We start from the raw sequence: 24,984 nt of genomic DNA, 5'->3' as shown, positions 1-24,984 counted from the left end.
GGTGTCAGGCGGGGTGGCGGCGGGGCGGGACGCGGACGCGGTCGAGGTCGGCGGCGACGGTGAGCTCGCCGTCGTACACCTCGCGCGCCTCGCGCCAGTACTCGGTCGGGTCGGGGTAGCGCTGGGAGAAGTGCGTGAGCACGAGCGACCGCACGCCCGCCTCGGCGGCGACCGTCGCGGCCTGGCGCGCCGTGAGGTGGCCCCAGCGCTCGGCCTGGTCGCGGTCGCGGTCGAGGAACGTCGACTCGATGACGAGCAGGTCGACGCCGTCCGCGAGCCGGTGCACCGCGTCGCACAGGCGCGTGTCCATGACGAACGCGAATGACTGGCCGGGACGAGGCCGGCTCACCTCGTCGAGCGTCACGGTCCGGCCGTCGGGAGCCGTCACGACCCCCGTGCGCTGCAGCTCACCCACGACCGGGCCCGCGAGCCCGTGCCGCACGAGCAGCGCCGGGTCGAGCGACCGGCCGTCCGGCTCGTCGAGGCGGTACCCCATGGCCTCGAGCGTGTGGTCGAGCCGCTCGGCGCGCAGCGTGAAGCCCGGCTCCGGGCGGCCGGAGACGGGCGGGACGACACCGTCCGTCGTGAGCGGCTGCAGCTCGAGGTGCCCGCGGCGGAAGTGCGCGCTCGCGTCGAGCAGGTGGTCGACCCACCGCTGGCCCGACGCCGGGTAGGTCACCCCGATCGTGTGCCGCACCGCGTCGCCGCTGATGCGCTGGGACACGCCCGCGAGGCCGAGGCTGTGGTCGCCGTGCAGGTGCGTGATCGCGATGCGCGTGAGGTCGGTCGCGGACACGCCGGCGAGGGTCATCTGGCGCTGCGTCCCCTCGCCGGGGTCGAAGAGGATCGCCTCGTCGTCCCAGAACAGGACGTAGCCGTTGTGGTTGCGGGTGCGCGTCGGGACCATGCTCGCGGTCCCCAGCACGACGAGCTCGCGGCGGGACATGGCGCCAGCGTGCCACGCGCACGGCTCGTAGGGTGGCGGGAGACCACTGTCGAGACTCGCGGAACCCGGAGAACCATGCGCCTGCTGCTCGTCCGTCACGGACAGACCCCGTCCAACGTCGCCGGCCTGCTCGACACCGCCCTGCCGGGGCCCGGCCTCACCGCGCTCGGCGCTCGTCAAGGCCGCCGCGATCCCCGACGCGCTCGCGGACCGCGTGATCGAGGGGGTCGCGGTCTCGACGCTCGTGCGCACGGGGCTCACGGCGGCCCCGCTCCTCGAGCGCCTCGACGGCGGTGGAGGAGGCGGCGAGCCGCTCGTCCTCGACGGGCTGCGCGAGGTCGACGCCGGGGACCTCGAGATGTCGGCCCACCACGACGACCACATGCGCTACCTGGAGACGGTGTTCGCGTGGGGTCGCGGTGAGCCCGGGCGCAGGATGCCCGGCGGTCCCGACGGCACCGAGTTCCTCGGCCGCTACGACGACGCCCTCGAGAGCGTCGCGCAGACCGGGTGGGAGACCGCCGTCGTCGTGTCCCACGGCGCGGCGATCCGCGCGTGGGTGTGCGCACGGGTCGCGGGGGTGGACGTCGACCTGCTCGCGTGGACGCCGCTCGCCAACACGGGCCTGATCGAGGTCGAGGGGGACCCGACGTCGGGCTGGCGTCTCGTCGGCCTGAGCGACGGCCCGCTGGGCGGCGCGTTCCTCGACGACCACGTCGCCGAGGACCCGACGGGCGAGTCCGTCGCGGAGGAGGAGCGGCGCGCCGAGGCGGACTGAGCTCGTGAGCCATGTGACGCTGTCCTGGCGCTCGTCACGATCATGACATACGCTCGCCGGATGGCCGACGCACCGCTGCCCGCGCCCAACGAGCGCGCGCTCGAGTCCGACATCGTCACGGACCTCCGCGAGCAGATGACGTACGGGTCGTACCTGCACCTCGACACGCTGCTCGCCGCGCAGGAGCCGGTGAGCGACCCCGAGCACCACGACGAGATGCTCTTCATCGTCCAGCACCAGACGACCGAGCTGTGGCTCAAGCTCGTCCTCCACGAGCTGCTCTCCGCGCGCGACCTCCTCGCCGCCGACGAGCTCGGCGCCGCGCTCAAGCGCATCGCGCGCGTCAAGCACGTCCAGCGCACGCTCACCGAGCAGTGGTCCGTCCTCGCGACGCTCACGCCGAGCGAGTACGCCCAGTTCCGCGGGTTCCTCGGGCACGCGTCGGGCTTCCAGTCCTGGCAGTACCGCGCGGTGGAGTTCCTGCTCGGCAACAAGAACGCGCGCATGCTCGCGGTGTTCGACGCCGAGCCCGGGGCGCGCGCCGAGCTCGCCCGGCTGCTCGCCGAGCCGAGCGTCTACGACGAGTTCCTGCGCCACCTCGCGCGCCAGGGCCACGACGTGCCGCAGCGGGTCCTCGACCGCGACCTCACCGTCGCGCACGCGCTCGACGACGACCTCGTCGAGGTCTTCCGCCGCATCTACGACGACCCCGAGGCGCACTGGTCGGAGTACGAGACGTGCGAGGAGCTCGTCGACCTCGAGGACAACTTCCAGCTCTGGCGGTTCCGCCACATGAAGACGGTGCTGCGCATCATCGGCACCAAGCGCGGCACGGGTGGGTCGAGCGGCGTCGGGTTCCTGCAGAAGGCGCTCGACCTCACGTTCTTCCCCGAGCTGTTCGCCGTCCGCACCGAGATCGGTCGGTCGTGACGTCCGGCCGGGCGGGTGGGTCCGGCCGTTTCGGCCAGGTCGTGGACGGGGGGACGCTCCTGCCGCCGTTCGTCGACGCGCACGTGCACCTCGGCCTCGTCGATCCCGTCGCGGTGCGGCGCGGCGGGATCGCCGTCGTGCACGACCTCGGGTGGGTGCCCGACGTCGCGCGCACCTGGCCCGGCACGCCCGGCTTCCCCGAGGTCGCCTTCGCAGGCGCGTTCCTCACCGCGCCGGGCGGCTACCCGTCGGACCGGTCGTGGGCCCCTCCGGGGTCCGTCGAGGCCGTCGCGAACCCCGACGAGGCCGTCGCCGCCGTCGACCGCCAGGTTGCGGCGGGCGCGGCGTTCGTCAAGGTCGCGCTGCACGCCGACGCCGGTCCCGTGCCCGACGACGTCACGCTCGCCGCGCTCGTCGGACACGCCCACGCGCGGGGCCAGGACGTCGTCGCGCACACCGAGGGGAAGGGCATGGCGGCGCACGCGTTCGAGGCCGGTGTCGACCGGCTCGCGCACGCGCCGTTCAGCGAGCGCCTGCCCGACGCCCTGCTCGCCGCGATGGGCCGCCCGCGCCCCTGGGGCCCCGACACCCACCCTGCCGCCACCCACGCCGAGCACGACACTGCGCGCCGTCGAGCACGGGGTTACGCACGGGATAGGCCCGATAACGTGGGCAACGTCGTGTTCGGCGGGGCGGGGCGGAGCCGCATGGCCTGGGTGAGCACGCTCGACATCCACGGCTGGGGTAGCCCGACGGCCGAGCAGGACGTCGCGATCGACAACGTCCGCCGGTTCGTCGCGCTCGGCGGGACGGTCGTCTACGGGACGGACCTCGGCAACGGGCCGTTGCCGCTCGGCGTGAACGTGCGCGAGCTGCGGGCGCTCGCGGCGGCAGGTCTCGACGCACGCGCGCTCCTCGCAGCCCTCACCCACGACTCCGCCGCCGAGAGATGCACTCCCGGTCGAGAGATGCACGCGGGAGTGCATCGCTCGACCGGGAGTGCATCTCTCGCGACGTGGATCCCGGGCGACCCGCCCGACCCCGACAGCACGGAGGCCACCGTCGCGTGGCTCGCGCGCGCCGTCGTAGTCGAGCGGCCCGAGCCCGCACCCGATCAGCACACAACTCGCACCCCGGAGGAGCAGCCATGACCGACGCGACGACCGGCACGCGGTCGACCGACCACGCCGCACGTGCCGCCGCCCTCGACGCGGCCGACCCGCTCGCGCGGTTCCGGGACGCGTTCGTCGACTCCGACGAGGTGACGGCCTACCTCGACGGCAACTCGCTCGGCCGTCCGACCCGCGCGTCCGCCGACCGACTCGCGCGGTTCGCGACCGAGCGGTGGGGTGCGCGACTCATCCGCGGGTGGGACGAGGAGTGGTACGAGCTGCCCCTCACGCTCGGTGACCGCATCGGCGCGGTGACGCTCGGCGCGGCGAGCGGCCAGACGTTCGTCGGCGACTCCACGACGGTGATCCTCTACAAGCTCGTGCGGGCCGCGCTCTCTGCGCCGCAGGTCGCGGGCCGCGACGAGATCGTGCTGGACGCCGGCAACTTCCCGACCGACCGCTACGTGCTGGAGGGCGTCGCGCGCGAGCACGGCGCGACGCTGCGCTGGATCACCCCGACGCACGACGGCGGCGTCACGCCCGAGCAGGTCGCCGCCGTCCTCTCCGAGCGGACCGCGCTCGTCGTGCTGAGCCACGTCGCGTACCGGTCGGGCTACGTGAGCGACGCCGCCGCGATCACGCGCCTCGCGCACGACGCCGGCGCGCTCGTCCTGTGGGACCTGTGCCACTCGGTCGGGGCGGTGCCCCTCGAGCTCGACGCGTGGGGCGTCGACCTCGCGGCGGGCTGCACGTACAAGTACCTCAACGGCGGCCCGGGCGCGCCCGCCTTCGGGTACGTGCGCGCCGACCTCCAGGTCGAGCTGACCCAGCCGATCCAGGGCTGGATGGGCAGCGCCGCGCCGTTCGAGATGGGCCCCGCGTACGCGCCGCACGACGGGATCCGGCGGTTCCTCTCGGGGACGCCAGCGATCGTCGGGATGCTCGCGATGCAGGACATGCTCGACCTGGTCGACGCCGCGGGGATGCCTGCGGTCCGGGAGAAGTCCGTCGCGCTCACGGAGTACGCCACGGCGCTCGCGGACGACCTGCTCCTCCCGCTCGGCGCCCGGTACGCGTCGCCGCGCGATGCCGAGCGCCGAGGGAGCCACGTCACCGTCGACCACGACGCGTTCGAGGCGACCCTCCCGCTGCTGTGGGAGCGCGGCGTCATCCCCGACTTCCGGCGTCCGAACGGCCTGCGCCTCGGTCTGTCGCCGCTCTCCACCCGCTTCGACGAGGTGCGCGTCGGCGTCGAGGCGGTCCGGGACGCGCTCGCGGAGGTGCTCGACGGTAACGCGTCGCCCCGCGCCGGAGCGGCTGACGCGCGCGACCAGGACGTGCCGGGAGCGGCGAGCGCGTGATCCTCGACGACCTCGACGCGCGGCCCGGGAGCACCACGTCGTTGCTGCGCACCGTCGTCGGGCTGTACCTGCGCGACCTGGGCGGGTGGGTCGCGGTCGCGGACCTCGTCGAGCTGATGGCCGCGCTCGACGTCCCGTCCGCCGGGGCGCGCAGTGCGGTCTCACGCGTCAAGGCGCGCGGTCTGCTCGTGCCCGACGTCGGCGACGGCCGCGCGGGGTACCGTCTCGCGCCTGGTGCCGAGGCGATGCTCGCGCGCGGCGACCGGCGGATCTTCACGTATCGCCAGCAGGAGGACGGCGACCCGTGGTGCCTCGTGTCGTACTCGCTGCCCGAGGAGCGGCGCGACGCGCGCCACCAGCTCCGGCGGCACCTGGCGTGGCTCGGGGCGGGGACCGTCGCGGACGGCCTGTGGATCGCACCCGGCCACCTCACGGGCGAGGTCGAGGAGGTGCTGGTCGGGCTCGACGTCCGCGACGCCGCGACGGTGTTCGAGGCGGGGCCGCCCCGCGTGGCCGGGCCGTTCGCCGACGCCGCCGGACGCTGGTGGGACCTCGGGCGGATCGCCGCACTGCACCGCACGTTCCTCGCGCGGCACGGCGGCGAGGTGCCCGACGGCGCCGCGCTCGACACGGGGGCCCGCTCGCCCCGCGCTGCGTTCGCCCGATGGGTGCGCGCCGTCGACGACTGGAGGCCGATCCCGTACGCCGACCCGGGGCTGCCTCCCTCGGCGCTGCCCCGGGACTGGCCGGGCACGTCGAGCGTCGCGCTGTTCGACGGGCTCCGCCGGGAGCTCGCCGGGCCGGCGAGCCGCTTCGCGCAGACGACCGTCTCCTCGCCCTCGCCCTCGCCCTAGCCAGGCCGGCTCACGGGTGACGGCGCGACGGACGGGGGTCGTCGTGCGAGCCTGGGACCATGGCCGACACCGTCGAGCTCCCACCCGCCCTGCGCACGCTCGTCGACGCGACGAACGCCGGTGACTCCGCCCGGTTCCTCACCGCGTTCACCGACGACGGGTTTCTGGACGACTGGGGTCGCCGGTTCCAGGGGCACGACGAGCTCGCGAGCTGGGATCGCACGGACAACATCGGCAAGCGGTCGCACTTCGACGTCACGGGCCTGCGTGACGGCGAGAGCCAGGGCGAGCTGCTGCTCGACCTCACCGTCTCCGGTGACGGGTACAACGGCCCGGCCACCTTCATGATCCTCCTCCGCGACGGCCTGATCGCGAGCCTCGTCATCTCCTGAGCACGACCATCCGTCCGGTGGTGCGCCGGCGCGTTCGGGACATCGCCGACACACCGGGAGAAGGTCCCCGTCGCTCGCCGTGGGGTTGCTCACAACGGGTCGGGTTCACCCGCTCCTGAGACCTGGACAACCGTCCAGGTCGACCTACCGTGGGAGAGCGGACCGCCCCCGGCCCGCCGACCGTGACCCCGAACCCCCCAGGTAGTGATGAGCCGCTCGACGCTGTCCGCATTGAAGTTGTCCCAGTCAACCATCATGGCCCGACGTGGTCGCCGGGCCGGTGCGCTCCTCGTCGTCGCGGGCGTCGTCGCGGCCGGGACCGTGCTCCCGGCGACGGGCGCCCAGGCTGCCACGGAGCCGGTCAACCCCTTCGACCTCGCCGGCGGCTTCAGCGTCTACGCCCGAGGGGACGCCCACCTCGACAACCACGAGACCGAGGGCGCGATCGCGGTCGCCGGCGAGCTCAGCGTCCGTGCGCACGGCGGCATGTACCCGATCGTCCACCACGTCGCCGGGACCGCGGACTACATGATTCCCACCGTCGACGGCGACCCGACGCGCCTGCTCGTCGGGAGCTACGCGACGTCGTCCGGCACGGCGCAGATCACGAACGCGGGCGTGCCCGCGGGCAGCGGTCCCGAGCTCCAGGGCTACCTCAAGGTGGTCGGGGAGGACCCGGCGTTCGGCACCTACCAGCGCGCCGACTGGGTGCGGTACCGCACGACGGTCGACGACGCGCCGTCGATCGACGCGACCAACCAGAAGTGGCCCGACGGCGCGGCGACCGTCGCGACCGTGGGCGACTCGGTCGCCGGGTACGTCGAGTCCGGCGCGACCGGGCCGGACGAGATCCGTCAGTGCCTCGCCGACCTCGTGCCCTCCGGCGTGGCGCACGAGCTCACGGTGACCGAGGACGTCGGTGACCGGGTCGTGCTGTCCGCCGTCGAGCCGGGCCGGCCGAACGTCGTCGACTACGCGGCGATCGCAGACGCCTACACCGTCCAGTTCGCCGACGGCACGCTGCCGTCGGTCGACGCGCCGCTGATCGTCTCCGTCCCTGCGGGGACCACCGAGGTCAAGGGCAAGGTGTTCGGGAACGAGGGGCAGGTCGCGCGATTCGTCCTGTGGGACCTCTCGCAGCTCGACGGCACGGTGACGCTCGACGGCGCCGGGACCCGCGTCGACGGCTCGGTGTACGCGCCGGATGCCGACCTGACCGTGGACGCCGCACCGCTCGACGGTCAGGTCGTGGCCCACGACCTCACCCTCCTGGGCGGCGAGGCCCACGCCTACCTCTTCGCCGGAGCGATCCCGTGCGCGACGACGCCGGTCGAGGAGCAGGGCAGCGTCACCCTCACCAAGCTCGTCACGGGCGACGCCGCGTCCGCCGTCCCGGACGGCACCGTCTTCACCGTCGCGTACTCCGTCGACGGCGGGGCCACCGACGAACTGACCGTCCCCGTCGACGGGTCGGCGACGATCGACGAGCTCCCGGCAGGCACCGAGGTCGTGCTGTCCGAGCCGACGTTCCCCCAGGTCCCCGGTGTCGAGTGGGGCGAGCCGACGTGGCAGGTGGACGGCGACGCCGTCGAGCCGGGTGCCGACGGCACGGTGCGGGTCGAGGTCGGCACGGGCACCGACGTCGAGGTCGTGCTGACCAACAACGCGGGCGAGCCGGTCACGCCGACGCCGACCGACCCGACGACCCCGACCGACCCGACCGACCCGACCGACCCGACCGACCCGACGCAGCCCACGACGCCGGCCGTGCCGACGGAGCCCTCGGACGGGGCGGCCGGTCCGGGCGCCGGGACGCCGGACGGCCTGGCGACGACGGGAGCACAGACCGCCGGCGTCGTCGTCGCGGCCCTCGCGCTCGCCGGGCTGGGTGTGACGGCGCTCGTCGTCCGGCGTCGTCGGAGCGTGTGACGGGTCGTCCACCGACCGCCGCCGAACCCCGGGTCGTGCGTCCTTCGCCGTGTCGAAGGCCGCGCAACCCGGGGTTCGGCCGTCTCAGGTGGTCGGTCGTCGGCGAGGCCACCCGATCGACGCGCGCCGTTCACCGCGAGTACCGGTCTGCGCCACCTGGGCTCCCTAGCGTGACAGCGCTTCCCGTTCCGGCGCGGCGTGGCCACGGTGGTCCGACGGCCGTCGCCACGCGGCCCTCCGACCAGCGAAGGAACCCGATGACCCCGCACTCCTCCGGAGGCAGCGCGACCCGTCGCGGCACGGCCTCCGTGCTCGCCCTGACGCTGGCCGGCGCGGTGCTCGCCACAGCGGCGACGACCGCGGCACCTGCGGCCGCTGCCGACGAGTCGCTCCTCTCGACCACCGGCACCGCGTGGCGCTACCTCGACGACAACACGAACCCGGCCGGGGCCGAGGCGAACCAGCGCGCGTGGACGACCACCGCGTTCGACGACTCCGCATGGAAGACCGCGACCGGCGCGTTCGGCGCCAAGCGCGGAGCGGCGACGGGCATCGGGGACGCGTTCCCGATCACCACGCTCCTCACGCAGTACGTCGAGGGCACGACGACGGACGTCCCCACCTTCTTCTTCCGCACCGACGTGGAGCTCACCGCGGCGGACCTCGACGGTGTCCCCGCGTTCGAGGGCGAGATCGTCTACGACGACGCCGTGATCGTCTACGTGAACGGCGAGGAGGTCGTGCGCCTCGGCGACGACGGCCGCGAGATCACCGAGAACCTGCAGTACCACGGCAACGGCCGTACCGACCCGGTGACGGGCACGTTCGTCGTCCCCTCCGACGCCTTCGTCCCGGGCGAGAACACGATCTCCGTCGCGCTCTACCAGGACGCGCCGACGAGCTCGGACATCTACCTGGACGTGCGCTCGCTCGTCCCCACGCACGGCGAGGTGCGCGACGTCGCCCTGAACGTCGGCGCGGACGAGACGCAGGCGAACGTCGCGTGGTTCTCCACCCTGCCCGGTGCGGGCGAGGTGCAGTGGGCCCGCGTCGACGAGGCGGTCGGCGAGGTCGACTGGTCGGCCGCGGCGACGTCGTCGTCCACGAGCGGCACGGCCGCCGACGGCGCGACGTACCACCACGCGACCATGACCGGTCTCGCGGAGCACGCGTCGTACGCGTACCGCGTGGGCGGCGCCGCGACCGGGTGGTCGGAGCCGAGCACGTTCGACACCGGCACGTTCGGCGACGAGTTCTCGTTCCTCTTCGTCGGTGACGCGCAGATCGGCGCGAGTGGCAACGCCGCGAACGACTCGGCCCGCTGGGCCGCGAACCTCGACACGATGACCGGCCGCCACCCCGACAGCGCGTTCCTCGTCTCCGCGGGCGACCAGGTCGACAGCGCAGGCAGCACGGCCCAGTACACGGGCTTCCTCGCGCCGCGCCAGATGCGCGAGCTGCGGTTCGCGACGCAGGACGGCAACCACGACACCGCGTCTGCCCTCTACGACCAGCACTACGCGATGCCGAACCTCTCGACGGACCCTCGACGCGACTACTGGTACGGCTACAACGACGTGCTCGTCGTCGCCATCGACTCGAACGACTCCGACCCGGCCGAGATCGAGAAGCACGAGACGTTCCTGCGCGACGTGATCGGGACGCACGGGGACGAGTACGCGTGGGTCGTCGTGACGTTCCACCACTCGCTGTACTCCCAGGCTTTCCACTCGCGCGACACGGACGTCGTCCGTCTGCGCGAGGCCCTTTCGCCGGTGCTCAGCGACCTCGGCGTGGACCTCGTGCTCGCGGGCCACGACCACATCTACACGCGGTCGCACCTCATGGAGGGCACGACGCCGGTCGTCCAGGACGCGGTGCCTGCCGAGGGCGACGTGCTCACCCCGGACGAGGACCAGGTCCTCTACCTCACCGGCAACTCGTCGTCGGCCTCGAAGTTCTACGACTTCGACGGCGCGAAGCCGTGGACGGCGCGCTGGGAGCAGTCGCGCGAGGCGAGCTACTCGGACATCGACGTCACGCCGTCTGCGCTCACCGTCACGACGTACACGACCGGCACGCAGCGCGTCGTCGACCAGGTCACGCTGCAGCGCTCCGACGCCGCCGGACCGGCGCTCGACGTCGAGACCAGCACGCGCTGCCTCGCCGGCAAGGCCTACGTCGCCGTCCGGGCGACGAACGCGGGCGACGTCGCGGCCGACGTGACGCTGGAGACCCCCTTCGGTGAGCGTACGGTCGAGGCCGTCGCGCCCGGCACGGCGGCGTACCAGTCGTTCGCGGCGCGGTCGGCGGCGGTCGAGGCAGGCTCGGTCACCGTGACCGGGACCCTGCCCGACGGCGGCGCGTCCTCGGCGCAGACCGTCGCCTTCGCGGCGCTCGCCTGCGGCTGACCGGTCTGCCGGCGGCAGCTCGGCTGCCGAACCCGGGGTTGTGCGTCAGCGAACGGTCCGGCTGGCGCGCAACCCCGGGTTCGGCACTCCGCCGTGGCCACGAATCCCCGGGTTCGTCGTCTCCGGTGCCCTCAGGACGCGTCGTCGAGCGGCTGGACGACGATCCCGCCGAAGTACGCCTCGCGCGCGATGTGCTCGACCCCGCCGATCCACACGCGACCCGCGAGGACGGCAGGTGACGCCGGCGAGCCGTCCGGGGCGAACGCGGTGTAGCCGCCACCCGTGAAGGTCGTGTTCGACAGGGTCACGGGTCGGCCGGCCTCGTCCGTGACCGCCGCGGAGCACCACGCGCACACGTGGCGCGGGTAGCGGGGGTTCTCCCGGACGAGCGTCCCGCAGACCGGGCAGTGCTGGGAGGAATGCGGGGCGCCGTCGGGCCCGGTGAGCGCGCCGGCCCGGACGAGGCCGCCCTGCGCCGTGCGGCGCGCGAGCGCGGTGAGCACGCGGGCACGGATCGCCGGCCAGCCGTGGACGGCCGCCGCCCACTCCCGCGGCACGGCTCGCGTTCCGTAGCGCGCCCCGAGCAACGCCCCGGCGATCGCCGCGACGGTGTCGGTGTCGCCGCCGATCGCGACCGCGGCCTGCAGCGCCTCGCCGAGGTGGTCGTGCCGGCCTGACGGCTGCGCGGGAGCCGTCGTCGCGATCGCGTGCCACGCCGCCTGGAGCGCCGTCACCGTGAAGCCGTTCTGGCGGAGGTCGACCGCCGGGCTCGGGAGCTCGGCGTCGGCGATCCAGGCGGCCCAGCGCGCGGCGGCGTCGGACGGCAGGAGGTCGAGCCCCGCGCGCACGTCGAGCCGCTGCTCGGTCACCGCGACGCGGACCGCCTCCGACCACAGCACGCACGACTCGCCCGCGAGCGGGTCGGTGTGCGTGAGCTCGGCGACGGCGCGCGCCGCCCGGGCGGTGGTGTCGCGGTCGTCGAGCGCGACCAGCCCCACGACCCCCGTGCGCATGAGCGCGCCGTTGCCCGCCGACCGGCCCGTCGCCGCGTGCAGCGCCTCGGCCGCCGCGCGCAGGCGTCGCGCGGCGGGACCGCGTCGGGCGGCCGCGTCCCGGAGCACCGCCGCCGTCTGCGTCCCGACGTCGCTCGCACCGCCGGTCCTCCAGGCCTCGAACGCGGCGGCGACGTCGTCGAGCGGCGTGGAGCCGAGCGCGTCGGGGACGGGGGAGAGCACGTCGTGCGAGGCGGTCACGCGCGCGACGCACACCGACATCTGTGTGTCGTCGCTCCACTCGCCCGGCGCGTACGGGCCGAGGCCGCCACCGCGCATGACCGCGACCTCGTCGCGCTGCCCCGGGCCGGGCGGCATGGCGAACTCGTACGGCACGCCGAGAGCGTCGCCCGCGGCCTGCGCGAGCAGCACGCCCGAGGCGCGGTCGAGCACGCCGTGGTCGAGCGGGTCGGTACGGGCCGGGGAAGCGGGGGGAGGCGTCGTCACGCCGCGATCGTGCCACGATGACGCCATGACGACGACGCCAGACGACCTCGCCACCCTCATCGCCTCCGTCGAGGCCGACGAGCGCGACCTCGTGCTCCGGACCTTCACCCACGCCGACGCCTGGCGGCTCGGGTGCCTCCTCGTCGAGCTCGCCGACGAGCGGGACCTGCCCGTGACGATCGACGTCCGCAAGGGCACCCAGCAGGTGTTCCACGCCGCGCGCGAGGGCACCACGCCGGACAACGACACGTGGGTCGAGCGCAAGGTCCGCGTCGTGCAGCGGTTCGGGGCGTCGTCGTACCTCGTGGGCCTGCGCCACCGCGCGCAGGGGACGTCGTTCAACGACAAGCACGAGCTCCCGCTGCAGGAGTACGCCGCGCACGGCGGCGCGTTCCCGGTGCGGGTCGAGGGCGTGGGGATCGTCGGCGTCGTCACCGTGTCCGGGCTCGCGCAGGGCGACGACCACGCGCTCGTCGTCGAGGCGCTCCGCGGGTTCCTCGGTCAGGCGGGCTGAGGCTCAGTCCCAGACGACCGGGACGTCCTCGAACGTGGGCCACGTCGGCTCCACGTTGACGTACAGCGACTCGATCGACTCGTCGACCGGCCGCGGCAGGTACACCTCGTAGCGGACCGGGCGGTCGACGACGGTCCGGGCGTAGAGCGGGTCCGAGTCGAGCCGGGTGCCGCCGTCGCGCACCGGGGTGTAGGACACGAGCGCGTAGGGGTCCACGGCCGCGGGGCGCAGCTCGCCCTGGCCCGTGAGGTCGTACACGGTGATCCGGTCGGACTCACCGTCGACCGGGTCGAGCGGGGTGAGGAGGACCCGCAACCGCATCATCGAGCCGCGGACCACGATCGGCTCGACCGCGACCCGCACGCGCTCCTCTCGTCCCTCGTCGTTCGGCACGACGACGGTCTTCTCGGCGACGGCCTCGGCGTCCTCGACGAGGTCGACGCGCGGCCCGTCACCCGGGGAGAACTCGCCCCGGACCGGTTCGACGTCGTGCTCCTCGATCTCGATGCCGCCGCCCTCGCCGGGAGCCGTCCCGGAGTAGCGCAGCTCGACGCGCCGGTTCTGCGCGCGTGCCGTGGCGACGTCGTCGCCGCTCTCGGTGACCTTGAGCTCCGACTCCCCGAAGCCCTGGACCTCGAACGTCACGTCGGGCCGCTCGGCCGCGGCGGCGTCCGCGACCGCCTGGGCCCGGCGCTGCGAGAGGTCGAGGTTCGCCGCGTCGTCGCCGACCGAGTCGGTGTGCCCGTCGACGCTCGCCGCGACGCCCTCCGGGAGCTCGCGCGCGATCTCCCGCACGCGCTCCACGGCGGCCTCCGAGAGGTCCGCGGAGTCGACGTCGAACAGCACGTCGGTCTCGAGCGTGACGACGACCTCCTCGTCCTCGACCTCGACGTACTCGAACGACGTCACGGCGCCCTCGAGCTCGAACGTCGTGGCCACCCCGGGATCCATCCGCGAGATGGCGCGGTCGAGGTCCTCGCGGCTCGGCGTGCCGCCGAGGTCGTCGAGCGTGAGGGGGTCGACGCCGGGCACGAAGCCCTGATCCTGCGTCCCGTCCGCGGGGGTCTCCTCGGCAGCGGCGCCCGGGGCCGCGGCGACGAGACCGAGGGCGAGCGCCCCGGCGACGGTCCCCGCGAGGGCGGGTCGTGCGGTACGACGGCTCATTCCACCGGCCCCCACGTCACGGGGACGTCCTCGAACGCGGGCCACGCGTCGTGGAGCCGCACGTCGACGGTCGCCGGCCGGCCCTCGGGGGCGGGGAACCACGCCTGGTAGATCACCGGACGGCCGTTGACCGTCTCGGCCGCGACGACGTCCGTCGCGAGATCGGTCCCGGACCCCGACACGACGTCGTACTGGGTGAGCGCGCCGACGTCCACGATCCTCGGGTTGTGGTCACCGCCGAGCATGTCGTAGACGGAGTACGTCTCGGTGGGGTCGTCGCCCGCGAAGTGGGGCGTGAACAGGACGCGCAGCTCGACGGTGGAGCCGTCGGCGGTGAGCGAGACGAGCCCGACCGTCGCCTCGTCGTCCACGGAGCCGGGGACCGGGAGCCGCGTCTCGAGGATCGGCTCGTACTCCTCGGCGCCGACGGTCACGGGCGTCGGGCCCTCCTCGGCGTCGCCCGAGCAGGCGCCCAGCGTGAGCGCTACGGCGACGACGCCGGCACAGGCCACGACGGCGCGGCGTGCGCGGGAGGAGCGGGGCGCGGGCAGGGGCGAGCGAGGTCGGGTGGGGCTCGGCATGGCACGGAGGCTAGCGGACGTCCGCGGTGGAGCCCCGGTCCGTCCCGGGGGAGAGGTACCCATGCCGGGACGACGAACGGGGCCGGCACCTCGGTGCTGGCCCCGTTCGCGTCCGGCCGCGCAGGGGCGGCGCGGCCGGGTCTGTGGGCGTCGGTCGACGCCGGGTGCGCGTCAGGCCGCGCGCGTGACCTCGATGCGCTGGGGTGCGCGGCCGGCGAACACGCCGGCGACGGTCACGGTGAGCACGCCCGCGTCGTACGACGCACGGACGACGTCCGCCTCGGCAGCCTTCGGCAGGGTGACGGTGCGGCGGAACTCGCCGAACCGGACCTCGCGGATGCGGCGCCCGGCCGGTGCGGCCGGGACCGCCTCGCCGGCTGCCTCGGGCGCCGTGCCTTCGGTCTCCTCGCCGTCGGCAGGAGCCTCCTCCGCGGGGGCCTCGACGACACGCTGGTCACGGCGCTCGCCGCGGACGACGAGACGGCGGCCCTCGAGCTCGACGGTCACGTCGTGCTCCGGGTCGACACCCGGGAGGTCGAAACGGGCGACGAGGTCGTCGCCCTCGCGGTAGACGTCGGCGGCCGGTGCGTAGCCGGACCGGTCGACGGTGGTGCCGGCCGGCCGCGTCCAGAGCTGGCGCACGACGCGCTCGGTGGGCAGCGGGCGGAACGGTGCCACGGTGTAGGTGCTGATCATGGTGGTCCTCCAGGTCTGTCGTGCCACGGGTCCGTGGCGTCTGACCGGTCCAACCTTGAGCGGGCCCGGCTCAATCCCGCGTTCGCGCACGACGAACGCCCGTCACCTGAGGCGAGGTGGCGGGCGTTCGTCGGTGCGCCGGGTGGCCCTCAGCGCAGCCTGCGCCGGTAGGTGGCGACGGCCCAGGCGTAGGCGAGGGCGAGGATGCCGAGGAGCCAGGCGAGGGCGGTCCAGATGTCGGTGCCGGCGGGCTGTGCGGAGAACAGGGCGCGCAGGGTGTCGACGATGGCGGTGACGGGTTGGTTCTCGGCGAACCAGGCGACGGGTGCGGGCATGGTGTCGGTGGGGACGAATGCTGAGGAGATGAAGGGCAGGAAGATCAGGGGGTAGGAGAAGGCGGAGGCGCCGTCGACGGTCTTGGCCGAGAGTCCGGCGATGACGGCGAGCCAGGTCAGGGCGAGGGTGAACAGGGCGAGGATGCCCAGCACGGCGGCCCAGGCGCCGAGGGAGGCGTTGGTGCGAAAGCCCATGAGGAGGGCGACGGCGATGACGATCGTCACGGAGATCATGTTGGAGACCAGTGAGGTCAGGACGTGGGCCCACAGGACGGCGGAGCGGGCGATGGGCATGGACTGGAAGCGTTCGAAGATGCCGCCCTGCAGGTCGAGGAAGAGGCGGTAGGCGGTGTAGGCGATGCCGGAGGCGATGGTGATGAGCAGGATGCCGGGCAGCATGTAGTCGATGTAGGACTCGCTGGTGCCGGTGTCGATCGCGCCACCGAGGACGTAGACGAACAGGAGCATGAGCGCGATCGGGGTGACGGCGGTCGTGATGATCGTGTCCGGGCTGCGCAGGATGTGGGTCAGGGAGCGGCCGGTCAGGACGCGGGTGTCGGTCAGGACGTGGGTGGTCATCGAGATTCCTTTCCGGTGCTACCGACGAGGGTGAGGAAGACGTCTTCGAGGGAGGGCTGCTTGGCGACGTACTCGACCTTCGCGGGGGGCAGCAGGGCCTTGAGCTCGGTCAGGGTGCCGTGGGTGATGATCGTGCCCTGGTGCAGGATCGCGATCCGGTCGGCGAGCTGTTCGGCCTCGTCGAGGTACTGGGTGGTCAGCAGCACGGTCGTGCCGCGCCGGGCGAGGCCCTTGACGGTGTCCCAGACCTCGATCCGGGCCTGGGGGTCCAGGCCGGTGGTGGGCTCGTCGAGGAAGATGATCGGCGGGTCGCCGATCAGGCTCATCGCGATGTCCAGCCGGCGGCGCATCCCGCCGGAGTAGGTCCCGGCGCGGCGTGCGCCGGCGTCGGTCAGGGAGAACCGGGCCAGCAGGTCGTCGGCGACCTGGCCGGGGTTCTTCAGGTGGCGCAGCCGGGCGACCAGGACCAGGTTCTCGCGGCCGGTCAGGACCTCGTCGACCGCGGCGAACTGTCCCGTCAGGCTGATCGACTCCCGGACCTGCCCGGCCTGGGTCGCGACGTCGAACCCGTGGACCGTGGCCGTGCCCGCATCGGCCTGGAGCAGCGTGGACAAGATCCGCACCAGCGTGGTCTTGCCCGCCCCGTTCGACCCGAGCAGCGCGAAGATGCTCCCGGCGGTCACGTCCAGGTCCACCCCGCGCAGCACGCGCAGCTCCCCGAACGACTTCTCGATACCCCGCACCCGCACCGCCGGGCCGAGGGACTGTTCCGTGCTCATGTCTGGTGCTCCGTTCCTGTCGTGCTGCTGGCAAGACTGTGGTTGTGGCACTTGCCCTCGTCCGGCGCCCCGACCTCGCGGGGCGATGCGCGGCTCAGAGGCTGCGTGCGGTGATGTCTCCGTACGAGGTCGTCGCGCGGATCTCGAGCTCGGGGGTGCCGTCGTTCTTCAGGGCGTTGGTGACCCGACCGAGGCTCGTCCCGGCGTCCAGGGAGGCCGAGACGCCGACGGCGGCGCCCACCGAGACGTCGCCCATCTGGGTGCTCAGCACGAGCGCTCCGCTGACGGCCTCCTCGACGCGGATGTCGCCCTTGGCGGTGCTGATCTCGCCGGCAGCGGTGAGGCGGCCGACCGACACGTCGCCGGCCTGGGTCGCGAGGCGGACGCTCGCGGCCTCGTCGAGCTTGATCGCGCCGTAGGAGTCCGCGGCGACGACGTCGCCGAGGCGGCCGACGCCGCGCAGCTCGCCGCTGCCCGTGACCTCGACGCGAGAACCGGCGGGCAGCTGGACCGTCACCTCGACGCTCCCCGACGGGCCGAACAGCTCGTTGACCGTCGGCGTCGCGACGCGCAGCGCGCCGTCGTGAAGCTCGACCGTGGTGCGCTCGACGGCCTTCGCGTCGCGGCCCGACGAGGGGTTCGACGGCCGGACCTCGACCGTCGTGTCGGTCCGGTCGGCGGCGATGACCTGGATGCGGCCCACCGGGACGTCGACCGAGAGGGAGACGGTGGTGGGGGTGGCGAAGGTGTACATGGGGATCGGCTCCTGGGCTGGTGTTCGGTTCTCTTTCTGACAACGGAAACGCTACGGAGCGTTCACCATCAGGGCAACACCTATTTTGCGATGAACGCGCATAGCCGCAGGTCACAGCGCATAAACTGTTGCAACGAACGAGAGCACAACGCAACGCTGCGCGTCGTTCGCGTTGCATCCGACGTTGCTGAACGCTACTGTCGACCCGTCAGCGACACGGAGGAGGAGCACCATGCCGGGAGGCAGGCTCACGAAGCAGGAACGCCAGCAGATCGCGCTCGGCCTGGCCGACGACGTCCCGTACGCGGAGATCGCCCGCCGGCTGGACCGCCCGACCTCGACGGTCACGCGCGAGGTCCTGCGCAACGGAGGCCCGACCGGCTACCGCCCGGACCTGGCGCAGCACGCCACCGAGCGGCGAGCGCGCCGTCGTCGACCGACCGAGGCCTCTGGTGCGCCGACGGCCGCGCAGTCCGACGCACGGGAGGAGGCGGTCCGCGAGTACCGGGAGACCTTCACCGCGCTGTTCATGCAGCAGGGCATGCCCCGCGTCGCGTCCGGCGTGCTGGCGTGCCTCTACACGGCCGACGCGGGCAGCCTCTCCGCCGCCGAGCTCGTCGAGCGTCTGCAGGTCAGCCCTGCGTCGATCTCCAAGGCGATCCCCGTCCTGGAGAGCCACGGCCTCGTCCTGCGCGAGCGCGGAGAGGGTCGCCGCGAGCGCTACGTCGCCGACGGCGACGTCTGGTACCAGTCGATGATCGCCGCCGCGCAGAACAACACCCGGATGGCCGAGACGGCGCGGCAGGGTGCCCGTCTTCTCGGCGGGGACTCGCCCGCCGGCACCCGGCTCGAGAACATGGCGCGCTTCCTCGACTTCGTCGGGGAGCACATCGCGCGCGCCGCCGAGCAGGCGCGCGAGATCCTCACCCCGCCGACCGACGTGCCGTCGGACGAGCCGGTGGGCGGCCCCGCCCGCTCGTAGGGGGCGCGCTGCGGCCCGGCCGTCAGCGCCGTCTGGCCGCCCGGCGGGCCTTGCGAGCTGCGGCGGCACGCTCCTCCGCGGCGTCGAGCCGCTCGTCGACGGCGTCGAGCGCCTCGCGCGCGGCCTCCTCGGCCTCGCGCGCCTCGGCGAGCCGGGCACGCAGCTCCTCGCGCTCGTCGGCGAGCCGCGCCAGCTCGTCCTCGACGCGCCCGAGCTCGTCCTCCACCTGCCCGACGGCGTCCCTCGCCTCGCGGGCCCGGGCGTCGGCGTCGTCGCGCTCGGCCTCGAGCCGGTCCACCTCGGCGGCGGACTCCTCCACCTCGCGCTCGGCGACGGCGGCGGCATCCTCGTCGCCCGTCTCCTCGTCGGACGTCCCGGCTCCGGCCCCCGCACGCCGCGCGGACCGGTCAGGACCTCGCCCGTCGGGCCCGTCGGGCGCCTCCGTCTCACCCTGCTTCTTCCCCCTGGCCGACGCCCGCGCGCCGGTCCCGCGCCGCGCCGTCGTCCCCGTGCGCTCACGCAGCTCGACGACGTCCGCGGGCTCGCCGCCCTCGTCGACGATGCCGAACCCGGAGTACTGCAGCGCCTGGGAGAGCCGGCCGGCGCGCACGAGCTCCGCCGCGTCGGCGTCCATCACCGCGGCCGTCAGGGTCTCTGCCAGCCGGTCGAGCGCCGTCGCGGACACGGCGCGGCCGGCGATCTCGCCCGCGTCGCGCAGCTCGCCGACGAGGCGCTCCACGCGCTCACGGCGCAGCCGGTCGAGCGTGCGGATGCGCGTGCGGTCGCGGTCGTCCGTCGCGTCGCGGAGCTCGTCGCCGAGGCTCGCGAGCGCGGCGACGTCGTCGGCGCGCTCGCGCGCGACCTGGTTGACGACCCACGCCGCGACCGTCGGCTTCGCGAGCCGCGCCACGCGCTCCGCGGAGACGGCGTCACCCGAGGCCTTGATCCGCTTCGACGCCGCCGTGCGGGCGACGACGAACTGCTCGAGCGGCAGCGCGAAGAGCTCGTCGAGGAGGGTGTCGACGTCGACCGAGGCGTCCGGGCTCATGCCGCCCAGCGTCGCACCCACGCGGGCGTCACGCGACGAGACGGTCCCGCGCGGAGAGCAGCGCTTCGAACGCGGCCTCGGTGACGATCGGGATGCCGTAGCGCCGCGCCGTGCGCGCCTTCGTCGACAGCGAGTCCGGGTCGGCCGCCACCAGGAGCCGCGTGCGGCGCGTGACGTACGGCCAGGGGGAGAGGCCTGCCGCCCGGACGGTGCGCTCCCAGGTCTCGCGCGGGCGTGACATCGAGCCCGTGAGCACGACCTCGGCGCCGTCGTCGAGCACGAACGCGGGCCGCCGGCCGATCGCCGCGTGCTCGGCCAGCAGCGTGCCGAGCGCCGCCTCCACGGCGCCCGCGACGTCGTCGGCGTCGAGCCCGAGCTGCCCCGCGACCTCGTGCAGGCCCGGGTCGTCCCTCAGGGTGCGTTCGCGGACGTCGCGCGCGCCGGTGGTCGTCGCACCGCCGCGGGCGTCGAGCTCGGCGAGCGCGAGGGCCGCCAGGTAGTCGCGGTGCACGCCCTCGACCGCCGCCCGGTCCAGTCCCGCACGGCGCGCCTCGGCGACGAGCGCGGCGCGCTCGGTGTGCGAGACGTACCGGTCCAGCAGCGCCGCGTCGAGCAGCCGCACGTACGTGTCGGTGCCGCCCGGCTCCGCCGGAGCGGGGCCGAGGTCACCGGACGTGCGGAGCTCGGCTAGCCAGTGCCCGCGCGCACGGCTCGCGCCGCGCAGGACCGGCTCGATGCCGGGCACCGCCGCGGGCAGCGACCACCGCACGCCGTCCGCGGCGCGGCGTGCGACGTCCCAGCACTCGTCGTCGCCCGCGGTGTCGAGGTAGTACCCCAGCAGCCCCGCGGTGGCGCGCGCGTCGCCGAGTGCCGAGTGGACGTCGTCGTGCACGACGCCCACCGTCGCGCAGCATGCGGCCAGCGCACGTGAGCCGGTGAGGTAGCGGCCCGCGAGCTGCTGCGTGCACAGGCACGCGAGCGGGTCGATCGCCGCGGCGATGCCGGCCCGGCCGATCTCGGCGCGCAGGAAGCGCGTGTCGAACGACGCGTTGTGCGCGACGAGCACGCGCCCGGCCAGCAGCCCGAGCAGCGCCGGGGCGACGCGGTCGAACGTGGGCGCGAGCGCGACGTCGGCCGCGGTGATCCCGTGCACGTGCTGCGGCCCCAGGTCCCGCTCGGGGTTGACGAGGGTGCACCACTCGTCCTCGACGCGCCCGGCGTCGTCGACCAGGACGACGGCGACCTCCGCGACACGGTCGCCGAGCCGCGGGGAGAACCCGGTGGTCTCGAGGTCGACGACGGCGAATCCGGGCACGGGCACAGTCTGCCCGACGCCGCCCACGTGACCGGCACGCGTTACCGTCGCGTGAACTCCGGTCGTCCGCGGCTCGCAGGGGTTTCGCGCGCGCGCCCGCGGGCCTACGCTCGCGAGCACACGAGCCTTCGCAGCGTCGCGTCTCGTGTGCGACTCGGCCGGGCCCCGACACGACCGGGGTCGGCCGGCGGGGGCCACTGTCGAGGAGGATGCGTGAGACCACGAACGATCGTCCCGTCCGCAGCAGCAGCGGGCCTCGTGCTCGCCGTGCTGACCGCAGTTCCCGTGGGGGCCGAGCCCCTCGGAGCAGCGCCCGACGGCCTGCGCGCGGCCGCCGGCCCACCCCCGCTCGAGGACCTCGTCACCGGCGACGCGGTCATGGAGCGGCTCCAGGACTTCCAGGACATCGCGGACGCCAACGGCGGCAACCGCGCGATGGAGACCCCGGGCTACGAGGCCAGCGCCGTGTACGTCGAGGAGGCCCTGACCGCCGCCGGGTACGAGCCCGAGCGCCAGTACTTCACCTTCGAGGACCTCGTGACCGACGAGCTGTCGCTCACCGCGGCGGGGGTAGCGGTCACGAGCGACGTGTACCCCGCCGAGTTCGCCCCCGACACCCCGGACGACGGCGTCACGGGCCCGATCGTGCAGCCCGCCGACGAGCTCGTCCAGGGCTGCACGCCCGAGACGTGGGACGGCGTCGCCGTGACGGGCGCCGTCGCGCTGATCAGCCGTGGCACCTGCCCGTTCGCGGACAAGGCGCTGTACGCGGCCGAGGCCGGGGCCGCCGCCGTCATCCTCTACAACAACACCGACGGGCCGCTCAGCCCGACGCTCGGCGCGGAGAACGACGCCTGGGTCCCGACGGTCGGCATCACGCAGGCCGCGGGCCAGTCGATCCTCGCCGCGATCGCGGGCGGCGCGGAACCGGTCGCGACGTACGACCTGCAGACGCACGTCGAGGAGTTCGAGACCTTCAACGTCCTCGCGCAGACCCCGGGTGGCCGGGACCACAACGTCGTCATGGTCGGCGCGCACCTCGACGGCGTCGAGGACGGGCCGGGCATCAACGACAACGCGTCCGGCTCGGCCGCGATCCTCGAGGTCGCGGTCCAGCTCGCCGCGGCGACCGACGGCGGCCAGGACCTCGAGAACGCGGTGCGGTTCGCATGGTGGGGCGCGGAGGAGGTCGGGCTGCGCGGCTCGACGCACTACGTGAGCGACCTCGTCGCGAACGACCCCGCAGCGCTCGACGACATCGCGACGTACCTCAACTTCGACATGGTCGGCTCGCCGAACTACATCATCGGCGTGTACGACGCGAACGAGTCGACGTACCCGGCACCGGTCGAGGTCCCGCCGGGCTCGGCCGAGACCGAGGCCGTGTTCACGGACTACTTCGACGGCATCGAGCAGCCCTGGGTCGACACCGAGTTCTCGGGTCGCTCCGACTACCAGGCGTTCATCGAGAACGGGATCCCGGCGTCCGGCCTCTTCACGGGTGCGGACGGGTCCAAGACGGCCGAGGAGGTCGCGCTCTTCGGCGGCACCGAGGGCATCTTCTACGACCCGAACTACCACTCGCCGGGCGACACGATCGACAACGTCGACCTGACCGCGCTCGACATCATGTCGCGCGCGATCGGGCACGCCGTCGCGTCGCTGTCCGAGGACACGTTCGCGATCAACGGCGTGGGCAACCCGCGGATCGACGACGTCGAGGCGGAGGCGCGCTGCCTGAACGGGACGGCCTACGTCGCGCTCCGCGGGGCGAACGGCGAGGACACGCCCGCCGACGTGCGCCTCATCACGCCGTTCGGCGAGAAGAAGGTCTTCGCGCTCGCGCCGGACAAGAACCTCTACCAGTCGTTCAGCACCCGGTCGTCGTCGGTCGAGGCCGGGACGGCGACCGTCGCCGCGTACCAGTGGCGTGACGGCGACCCGGTCTACCAGCGGTACGACGTCGCGTACGACGCGATCGACTGCGGCTGACGGGTCCACCGCCACGGCGGGGTCGGGCCGCTGTCCCCGGGCAGCGGGCGGCCCCGTCGTCGTGCACGGCGGGCGCGTGGTCCGGCGCGGCACGGCCGTGCGCGCGGCGTCTACGCTGACCCGCGGTGCGCCGTCCTGCGGCACGCCTGCGGACTCTGACAGGGGCTGACGTGGCACAAGAACCGTTCCTCACGACGACGGACGACGAGCCGGGCGACGGCCCGGACGTCCCCGGGGTGTCGGCCGGCGACGGGCGCAGCGCGCTCGCGCGGCTCCTCGGCGAGCGCAGGCTCCGGATGCCCTCCCTCCCCGACCTTCCGCGCCCGACGCTTCCCGGCCTCCGGCGACCCCGCCGCACCGGCGCGGACGCCGCAGGGCCCGTCGACCCGGCCCTGGACGGCGCGCTCGAGGACGCCCTGGTCGACGCTCTCGTCGAGCACGAGCCGGTCGAGGACGAGCGGGTCGAGGACGAGCCGGTCGACGACGGGTCGTTCGAGGAGCTCGTGGCGGAGTGGGTCCGCCGCGCGATCGCCGCGTACCCGCGTCCGACCTTCCCGCCCGAGCGCGAGTGGGACGTCTCGGTCCAGGGTGTCGTCCGGCTCGTCCCGTACGTGCCGCGGTTCGCGACGGCGCCCCTCGCGCTGCTCGACCGGTTCGGCGCGGTGACGATCGGTCCCGACCGCGTCGGCCTCGACGGCAAGGACGTCGAGTGGGAGCGGGTCGTGGAGGTGCGGACCGCACCGGCGTGGACGTGCCTGTCCGCCGAGGCGCTCGAGGTGAACCTCGCGCAGTACGTCGTCGCGCTCCCGCCGCTGCCGGGCCGCGCGTGGGTGCTGCGCCGGATCAGCGAGCTCCTGCTCTCGCTGTACCTCGCGGTCCTGCCGCCGGACGAGGACGAGACCGGCGCCGGGTCGGACGATGCTCTGGCGGACGAGGCCGCAGAGGACGAGGCCGCAGGGGATGACGGCGCGGCGGACGACGGCGCGAGCGACGCACGCAAGCCGACGGACGCGATGTTCGACCGGGTCGTCACGCAGGTCGTGTACCGACGCCGGTTCGGGACCGGCGAGGCGCAGGCGAGCACGACGTCGGTCCTCCTGCAGCTCGCGCTCGCGGGGTCGACCGAGACGATCGTGCGCACCGCTGCGGCGCGCGGGGTCGAGGTGGTGCACGACCGTGCCGAGGACACGAGCATCGGCGTGGTCGCCGCGCGCGCCGCGACCTGGCGGCGCACGGCCCTCGACCTCCGCGATCGCGTGAACCGCCGCGTCGGCCGTGACGGCTCTACCGGTCGAGCGCCTCGAGGATCGGTGTCTCGCCGGCGGTGAACCGGATGAAACGCCCGACCGTCGCGGGCGTGCGCAGCGCCTGCGCGGTGACCATCGCGACGTCGGCGCGGGAGACCTGCGACGCCGCCCCGGTCGGCACGTCGTCGGCGCCGTCGAGACCGTCGGGACCGTCGCCCACGACGCGGATCGCGCCGGTCGGGTCGTCGTCGGTGAGGGTTCCCGGGCCCAGGATCGTCCAGTCGAGGCCCGTACCGCGCAGGTGGTCGTCGGCGGCGAGCTTCGCGTCCGCGTAGGGGAAGAAGCTCGAGCCGGGGTCGACGCCGTGCTCGGGCACCGACCCGATCCACGACACCATGACGTAGCGCCTCACGCCCGCCTGCGCGGCCGCGTCCATCGTGCGGCTCGCGGCGTCGCGGTCGACGGCGTACGTCCGCTCGGCACTGCCGCCGCCCGCGCCGGCGGACCACACGACGGCGTCGAAGCCGCCGAGCGCGGCGGCGATCTCCTCCGTGGAGGAGTGCTCGACGTCGAGCAGCAGCGGCTCCCCGCCGACCCGCCGCACGAGCGGGAGCTGCTCCTCCGCGCGGACGATCCCGGACACGGTGGCGCCGTGGTCGACGAGGATCGGGACGAGCAGCCGGCCCACCTTGCCGTGGGCTCCGACGAGGGCGATCTTCATGCGGCGGTCTCCTGTCTCGTGGTTCGAGGTTCCCACCGTGCTCCGCGGTCGTCCGCGCCGCCACC

Annotated in this window: 23 protein-coding genes; 12 read left to right on the top strand and 11 right to left on the bottom strand. The window is 74.1% G+C overall.

Features of this window, described 5'->3' with window-relative positions; genetic code table 11:
* Positions 1-4 precede the first annotated feature (4 nt).
* The gene (locus tag ACMXGY_RS18800; RefSeq protein WP_483774484.1) at positions 5-946 is read right to left on the bottom strand and encodes a ribonuclease Z; all 942 of its coding nucleotides are present in this window, start codon (positions 944-946) and stop codon (positions 5-7) included.
* Between the two features lie 214 nt (positions 947-1,160).
* Between ACMXGY_RS18800 and ACMXGY_RS18795 the strand changes: the two genes are divergently transcribed.
* The 8 genes from ACMXGY_RS18795 (at position 1,161) to ACMXGY_RS18760 (ending at position 10,713) form a co-directional block, all read left to right on the top strand.
* Positions 1,161-1,724 (top strand): histidine phosphatase family protein, encoded by a 564-nt coding sequence (locus ACMXGY_RS18795; protein WP_483774483.1) that lies wholly within the window; start codon positions 1,161-1,163, stop codon positions 1,722-1,724.
* A gap of 60 nt (positions 1,725-1,784) precedes the next feature.
* Positions 1,785-2,654 carry a tryptophan 2,3-dioxygenase gene (locus ACMXGY_RS18790; RefSeq protein ID WP_483774482.1) on the top strand — a complete coding sequence of 290 codons (870 nt, stop codon included), beginning with the start codon at positions 1,785-1,787 and terminating at the stop codon, positions 2,652-2,654.
* Complete coding sequence (locus tag ACMXGY_RS18785; RefSeq protein WP_483774481.1) at positions 2,651-3,805, top strand: amidohydrolase family protein; 1,155 nt, start codon at positions 2,651-2,653, stop codon at positions 3,803-3,805. The genes ACMXGY_RS18790 and ACMXGY_RS18785 overlap by 4 nt, the downstream gene beginning before the upstream one ends.
* Complete coding sequence (locus ACMXGY_RS18780; protein WP_483774480.1) at positions 3,802-5,127, top strand: kynureninase; 1,326 nt, start codon at positions 3,802-3,804, stop codon at positions 5,125-5,127. The genes ACMXGY_RS18785 and ACMXGY_RS18780 overlap by 4 nt, the downstream gene beginning before the upstream one ends.
* Positions 5,124-5,981 carry a PaaX family transcriptional regulator gene (locus ACMXGY_RS18775; RefSeq protein ID WP_483774479.1) on the top strand — a complete coding sequence of 286 codons (858 nt, stop codon included), beginning with the start codon at positions 5,124-5,126 and terminating at the stop codon, positions 5,979-5,981. Before ACMXGY_RS18780 ends, ACMXGY_RS18775 begins: the two co-directional genes overlap by 4 nt.
* A 59-nt stretch (positions 5,982-6,040) precedes the next feature.
* Positions 6,041-6,373, top strand: coding sequence for a nuclear transport factor 2-like protein (locus ACMXGY_RS18770; protein ID WP_483774478.1), 333 nt, complete (start codon positions 6,041-6,043; stop codon positions 6,371-6,373).
* 255 nt (positions 6,374-6,628) lie between these two features.
* The gene (locus ACMXGY_RS18765; RefSeq protein WP_483774477.1) at positions 6,629-8,302 is read left to right on the top strand and encodes a collagen-binding domain-containing protein; all 1,674 of its coding nucleotides are present in this window, start codon (positions 6,629-6,631) and stop codon (positions 8,300-8,302) included.
* A 257-nt stretch (positions 8,303-8,559) separates the two neighbouring features.
* The gene (locus ACMXGY_RS18760; RefSeq protein WP_483774476.1) at positions 8,560-10,713 is read left to right on the top strand and encodes a purple acid phosphatase family protein; all 2,154 of its coding nucleotides are present in this window, start codon (positions 8,560-8,562) and stop codon (positions 10,711-10,713) included.
* A 131-nt stretch (positions 10,714-10,844) separates the two neighbouring features.
* Here the strand turns inward: ACMXGY_RS18760 and ACMXGY_RS18755 are convergent, their stop codons facing one another.
* The gene (locus ACMXGY_RS18755) at positions 10,845-12,212 is read right to left on the bottom strand and encodes an ADP-ribosylglycohydrolase family protein (RefSeq protein ID WP_483774475.1); all 1,368 of its coding nucleotides are present in this window, start codon (positions 12,210-12,212) and stop codon (positions 10,845-10,847) included.
* Positions 12,213-12,237: 25 nt separating this feature from the next.
* Between ACMXGY_RS18755 and ACMXGY_RS18750 the strand changes: the two genes are divergently transcribed.
* Positions 12,238-12,726, top strand: coding sequence for a heme-degrading domain-containing protein (locus tag ACMXGY_RS18750; protein ID WP_483774474.1), 489 nt, complete (start codon positions 12,238-12,240; stop codon positions 12,724-12,726).
* A 3-nt stretch (positions 12,727-12,729) separates the two neighbouring features.
* Here ACMXGY_RS18750 and ACMXGY_RS18745 read toward each other — a convergent pair whose 3' ends face one another.
* From ACMXGY_RS18745 to ACMXGY_RS18720, 6 genes are all read right to left on the bottom strand, one after another.
* The gene (locus ACMXGY_RS18745) at positions 12,730-13,890 is read right to left on the bottom strand and encodes an OmpA family protein (protein ID WP_483774473.1); all 1,161 of its coding nucleotides are present in this window, start codon (positions 13,888-13,890) and stop codon (positions 12,730-12,732) included.
* On the bottom strand, positions 13,887-14,471 hold the full coding sequence (locus ACMXGY_RS18740) for a hypothetical protein (RefSeq protein WP_483774472.1): 585 nt from the start codon (positions 14,469-14,471) through the stop codon (positions 13,887-13,889). The genes ACMXGY_RS18745 and ACMXGY_RS18740 overlap by 4 nt, the downstream gene beginning before the upstream one ends.
* Positions 14,472-14,642: 171 nt before the next feature.
* The gene (locus ACMXGY_RS18735) at positions 14,643-15,167 is read right to left on the bottom strand and encodes an Hsp20/alpha crystallin family protein (protein WP_483774471.1); all 525 of its coding nucleotides are present in this window, start codon (positions 15,165-15,167) and stop codon (positions 14,643-14,645) included.
* Between the two features lie 149 nt (positions 15,168-15,316).
* Complete coding sequence (locus ACMXGY_RS18730) at positions 15,317-16,081, bottom strand: ABC transporter permease (protein ID WP_483774470.1); 765 nt, start codon at positions 16,079-16,081, stop codon at positions 15,317-15,319.
* On the bottom strand, positions 16,078-16,860 hold the full coding sequence (locus ACMXGY_RS18725; protein WP_483774267.1) for an ABC transporter ATP-binding protein: 783 nt from the start codon (positions 16,858-16,860) through the stop codon (positions 16,078-16,080). The genes ACMXGY_RS18730 and ACMXGY_RS18725 overlap by 4 nt, the downstream gene beginning before the upstream one ends.
* A gap of 94 nt (positions 16,861-16,954) precedes the next feature.
* The gene (locus tag ACMXGY_RS18720) at positions 16,955-17,614 is read right to left on the bottom strand and encodes a DUF4097 family beta strand repeat-containing protein (RefSeq protein WP_483774469.1); all 660 of its coding nucleotides are present in this window, start codon (positions 17,612-17,614) and stop codon (positions 16,955-16,957) included.
* Between the two features lie 232 nt (positions 17,615-17,846).
* Here ACMXGY_RS18720 and ACMXGY_RS18715 point away from each other — a divergent pair, with 232 nt between their 5' ends.
* Positions 17,847-18,596 carry a GbsR/MarR family transcriptional regulator gene (locus tag ACMXGY_RS18715; protein ID WP_483774468.1) on the top strand — a complete coding sequence of 250 codons (750 nt, stop codon included), beginning with the start codon at positions 17,847-17,849 and terminating at the stop codon, positions 18,594-18,596.
* Between the two features lie 22 nt (positions 18,597-18,618).
* On the opposite strand, the gene ACMXGY_RS18710 is transcribed toward ACMXGY_RS18715, so the two are convergent.
* Together ACMXGY_RS18710 and ACMXGY_RS18705 are read right to left on the bottom strand one after the other, a co-directional pair.
* Positions 18,619-19,644, bottom strand: a complete 1,026-nt coding sequence (locus ACMXGY_RS18710) for a hypothetical protein (RefSeq protein ID WP_483774467.1) — start codon at positions 19,642-19,644, stop codon at positions 18,619-18,621.
* 28 nt (positions 19,645-19,672) lie between these two features.
* Positions 19,673-20,959, bottom strand: a complete 1,287-nt coding sequence (locus tag ACMXGY_RS18705) for an exonuclease domain-containing protein (RefSeq protein WP_483774466.1) — start codon at positions 20,957-20,959, stop codon at positions 19,673-19,675.
* 213 nt (positions 20,960-21,172) lie between these two features.
* On the opposite strand from ACMXGY_RS18705, the gene ACMXGY_RS18700 reads away from it, so the two are divergent.
* The gene (locus ACMXGY_RS18700) at positions 21,173-22,951 is read left to right on the top strand and encodes a M20/M25/M40 family metallo-hydrolase (RefSeq protein ID WP_483774465.1); all 1,779 of its coding nucleotides are present in this window, start codon (positions 21,173-21,175) and stop codon (positions 22,949-22,951) included.
* Positions 22,952-23,121: 170 nt separating this feature from the next.
* Positions 23,122-24,279, top strand: coding sequence for a hypothetical protein (locus ACMXGY_RS18695; protein ID WP_483774464.1), 1,158 nt, complete (start codon positions 23,122-23,124; stop codon positions 24,277-24,279).
* On the opposite strand, the gene ACMXGY_RS18690 is transcribed toward ACMXGY_RS18695, so the two are convergent.
* On the bottom strand, positions 24,236-24,919 hold the full coding sequence (locus tag ACMXGY_RS18690) for an SDR family oxidoreductase (RefSeq protein ID WP_483774463.1): 684 nt from the start codon (positions 24,917-24,919) through the stop codon (positions 24,236-24,238). The two genes, ACMXGY_RS18695 and ACMXGY_RS18690, sit on opposite strands and share 44 nt — an antisense overlap.
* Positions 24,920-24,984 lie beyond the last annotated feature (65 nt).

It is taken from the genome of Cellulosimicrobium sp. G4 BAM 1002 (genome assembly GCF_057126935.1).
Note: the sequence above shows the minus strand (reverse complement) of the source record. Positions and strands in the feature narration are given on the sequence as shown.

Bases quoted from the DNA above. Each gene is read 5' to 3' on its own strand.
- ACMXGY_RS18800 (WP_483774484.1), bottom strand. From the start codon at position 946: ATGTCCCGCCGCGAGCTCGTCGTGCTGGGGACCGCGAGCATGGTCCCG.
- ACMXGY_RS18790 (WP_483774482.1), top strand. From the start codon at position 1,785: ATGGCCGACGCACCGCTGCCCGCGCCCAACGAGCGCGCGCTCGAGTCC.
- ACMXGY_RS18780 (WP_483774480.1), top strand. From the start codon at position 3,802: ATGACCGACGCGACGACCGGCACGCGGTCGACCGACCACGCCGCACGT.
- ACMXGY_RS18770 (WP_483774478.1), top strand. From the start codon at position 6,041: ATGGCCGACACCGTCGAGCTCCCACCCGCCCTGCGCACGCTCGTCGAC.
- ACMXGY_RS18765 (WP_483774477.1), top strand. From the start codon at position 6,629: ATGGCCCGACGTGGTCGCCGGGCCGGTGCGCTCCTCGTCGTCGCGGGC.
- ACMXGY_RS18760 (WP_483774476.1), top strand. From the start codon at position 8,560: ATGACCCCGCACTCCTCCGGAGGCAGCGCGACCCGTCGCGGCACGGCC.
- ACMXGY_RS18750 (WP_483774474.1), top strand. From the start codon at position 12,238: ATGACGACGACGCCAGACGACCTCGCCACCCTCATCGCCTCCGTCGAG.
- ACMXGY_RS18745 (WP_483774473.1), bottom strand. From the start codon at position 13,890: ATGAGCCGTCGTACCGCACGACCCGCCCTCGCGGGGACCGTCGCCGGG.
- ACMXGY_RS18740 (WP_483774472.1), bottom strand. From the start codon at position 14,471: ATGCCGAGCCCCACCCGACCTCGCTCGCCCCTGCCCGCGCCCCGCTCC.
- ACMXGY_RS18735 (WP_483774471.1), bottom strand. From the start codon at position 15,167: ATGATCAGCACCTACACCGTGGCACCGTTCCGCCCGCTGCCCACCGAG.
- ACMXGY_RS18730 (WP_483774470.1), bottom strand. From the start codon at position 16,081: ATGACCACCCACGTCCTGACCGACACCCGCGTCCTGACCGGCCGCTCC.
- ACMXGY_RS18725 (WP_483774267.1), bottom strand. From the start codon at position 16,860: ATGAGCACGGAACAGTCCCTCGGCCCGGCGGTGCGGGTGCGGGGTATC.
- ACMXGY_RS18720 (WP_483774469.1), bottom strand. From the start codon at position 17,614: ATGTACACCTTCGCCACCCCCACCACCGTCTCCCTCTCGGTCGACGTC.
- ACMXGY_RS18715 (WP_483774468.1), top strand. From the start codon at position 17,847: ATGCCGGGAGGCAGGCTCACGAAGCAGGAACGCCAGCAGATCGCGCTC.
- ACMXGY_RS18710 (WP_483774467.1), bottom strand. From the start codon at position 19,644: ATGAGCCCGGACGCCTCGGTCGACGTCGACACCCTCCTCGACGAGCTC.
- ACMXGY_RS18690 (WP_483774463.1), bottom strand. From the start codon at position 24,919: ATGAAGATCGCCCTCGTCGGAGCCCACGGCAAGGTGGGCCGGCTGCTC.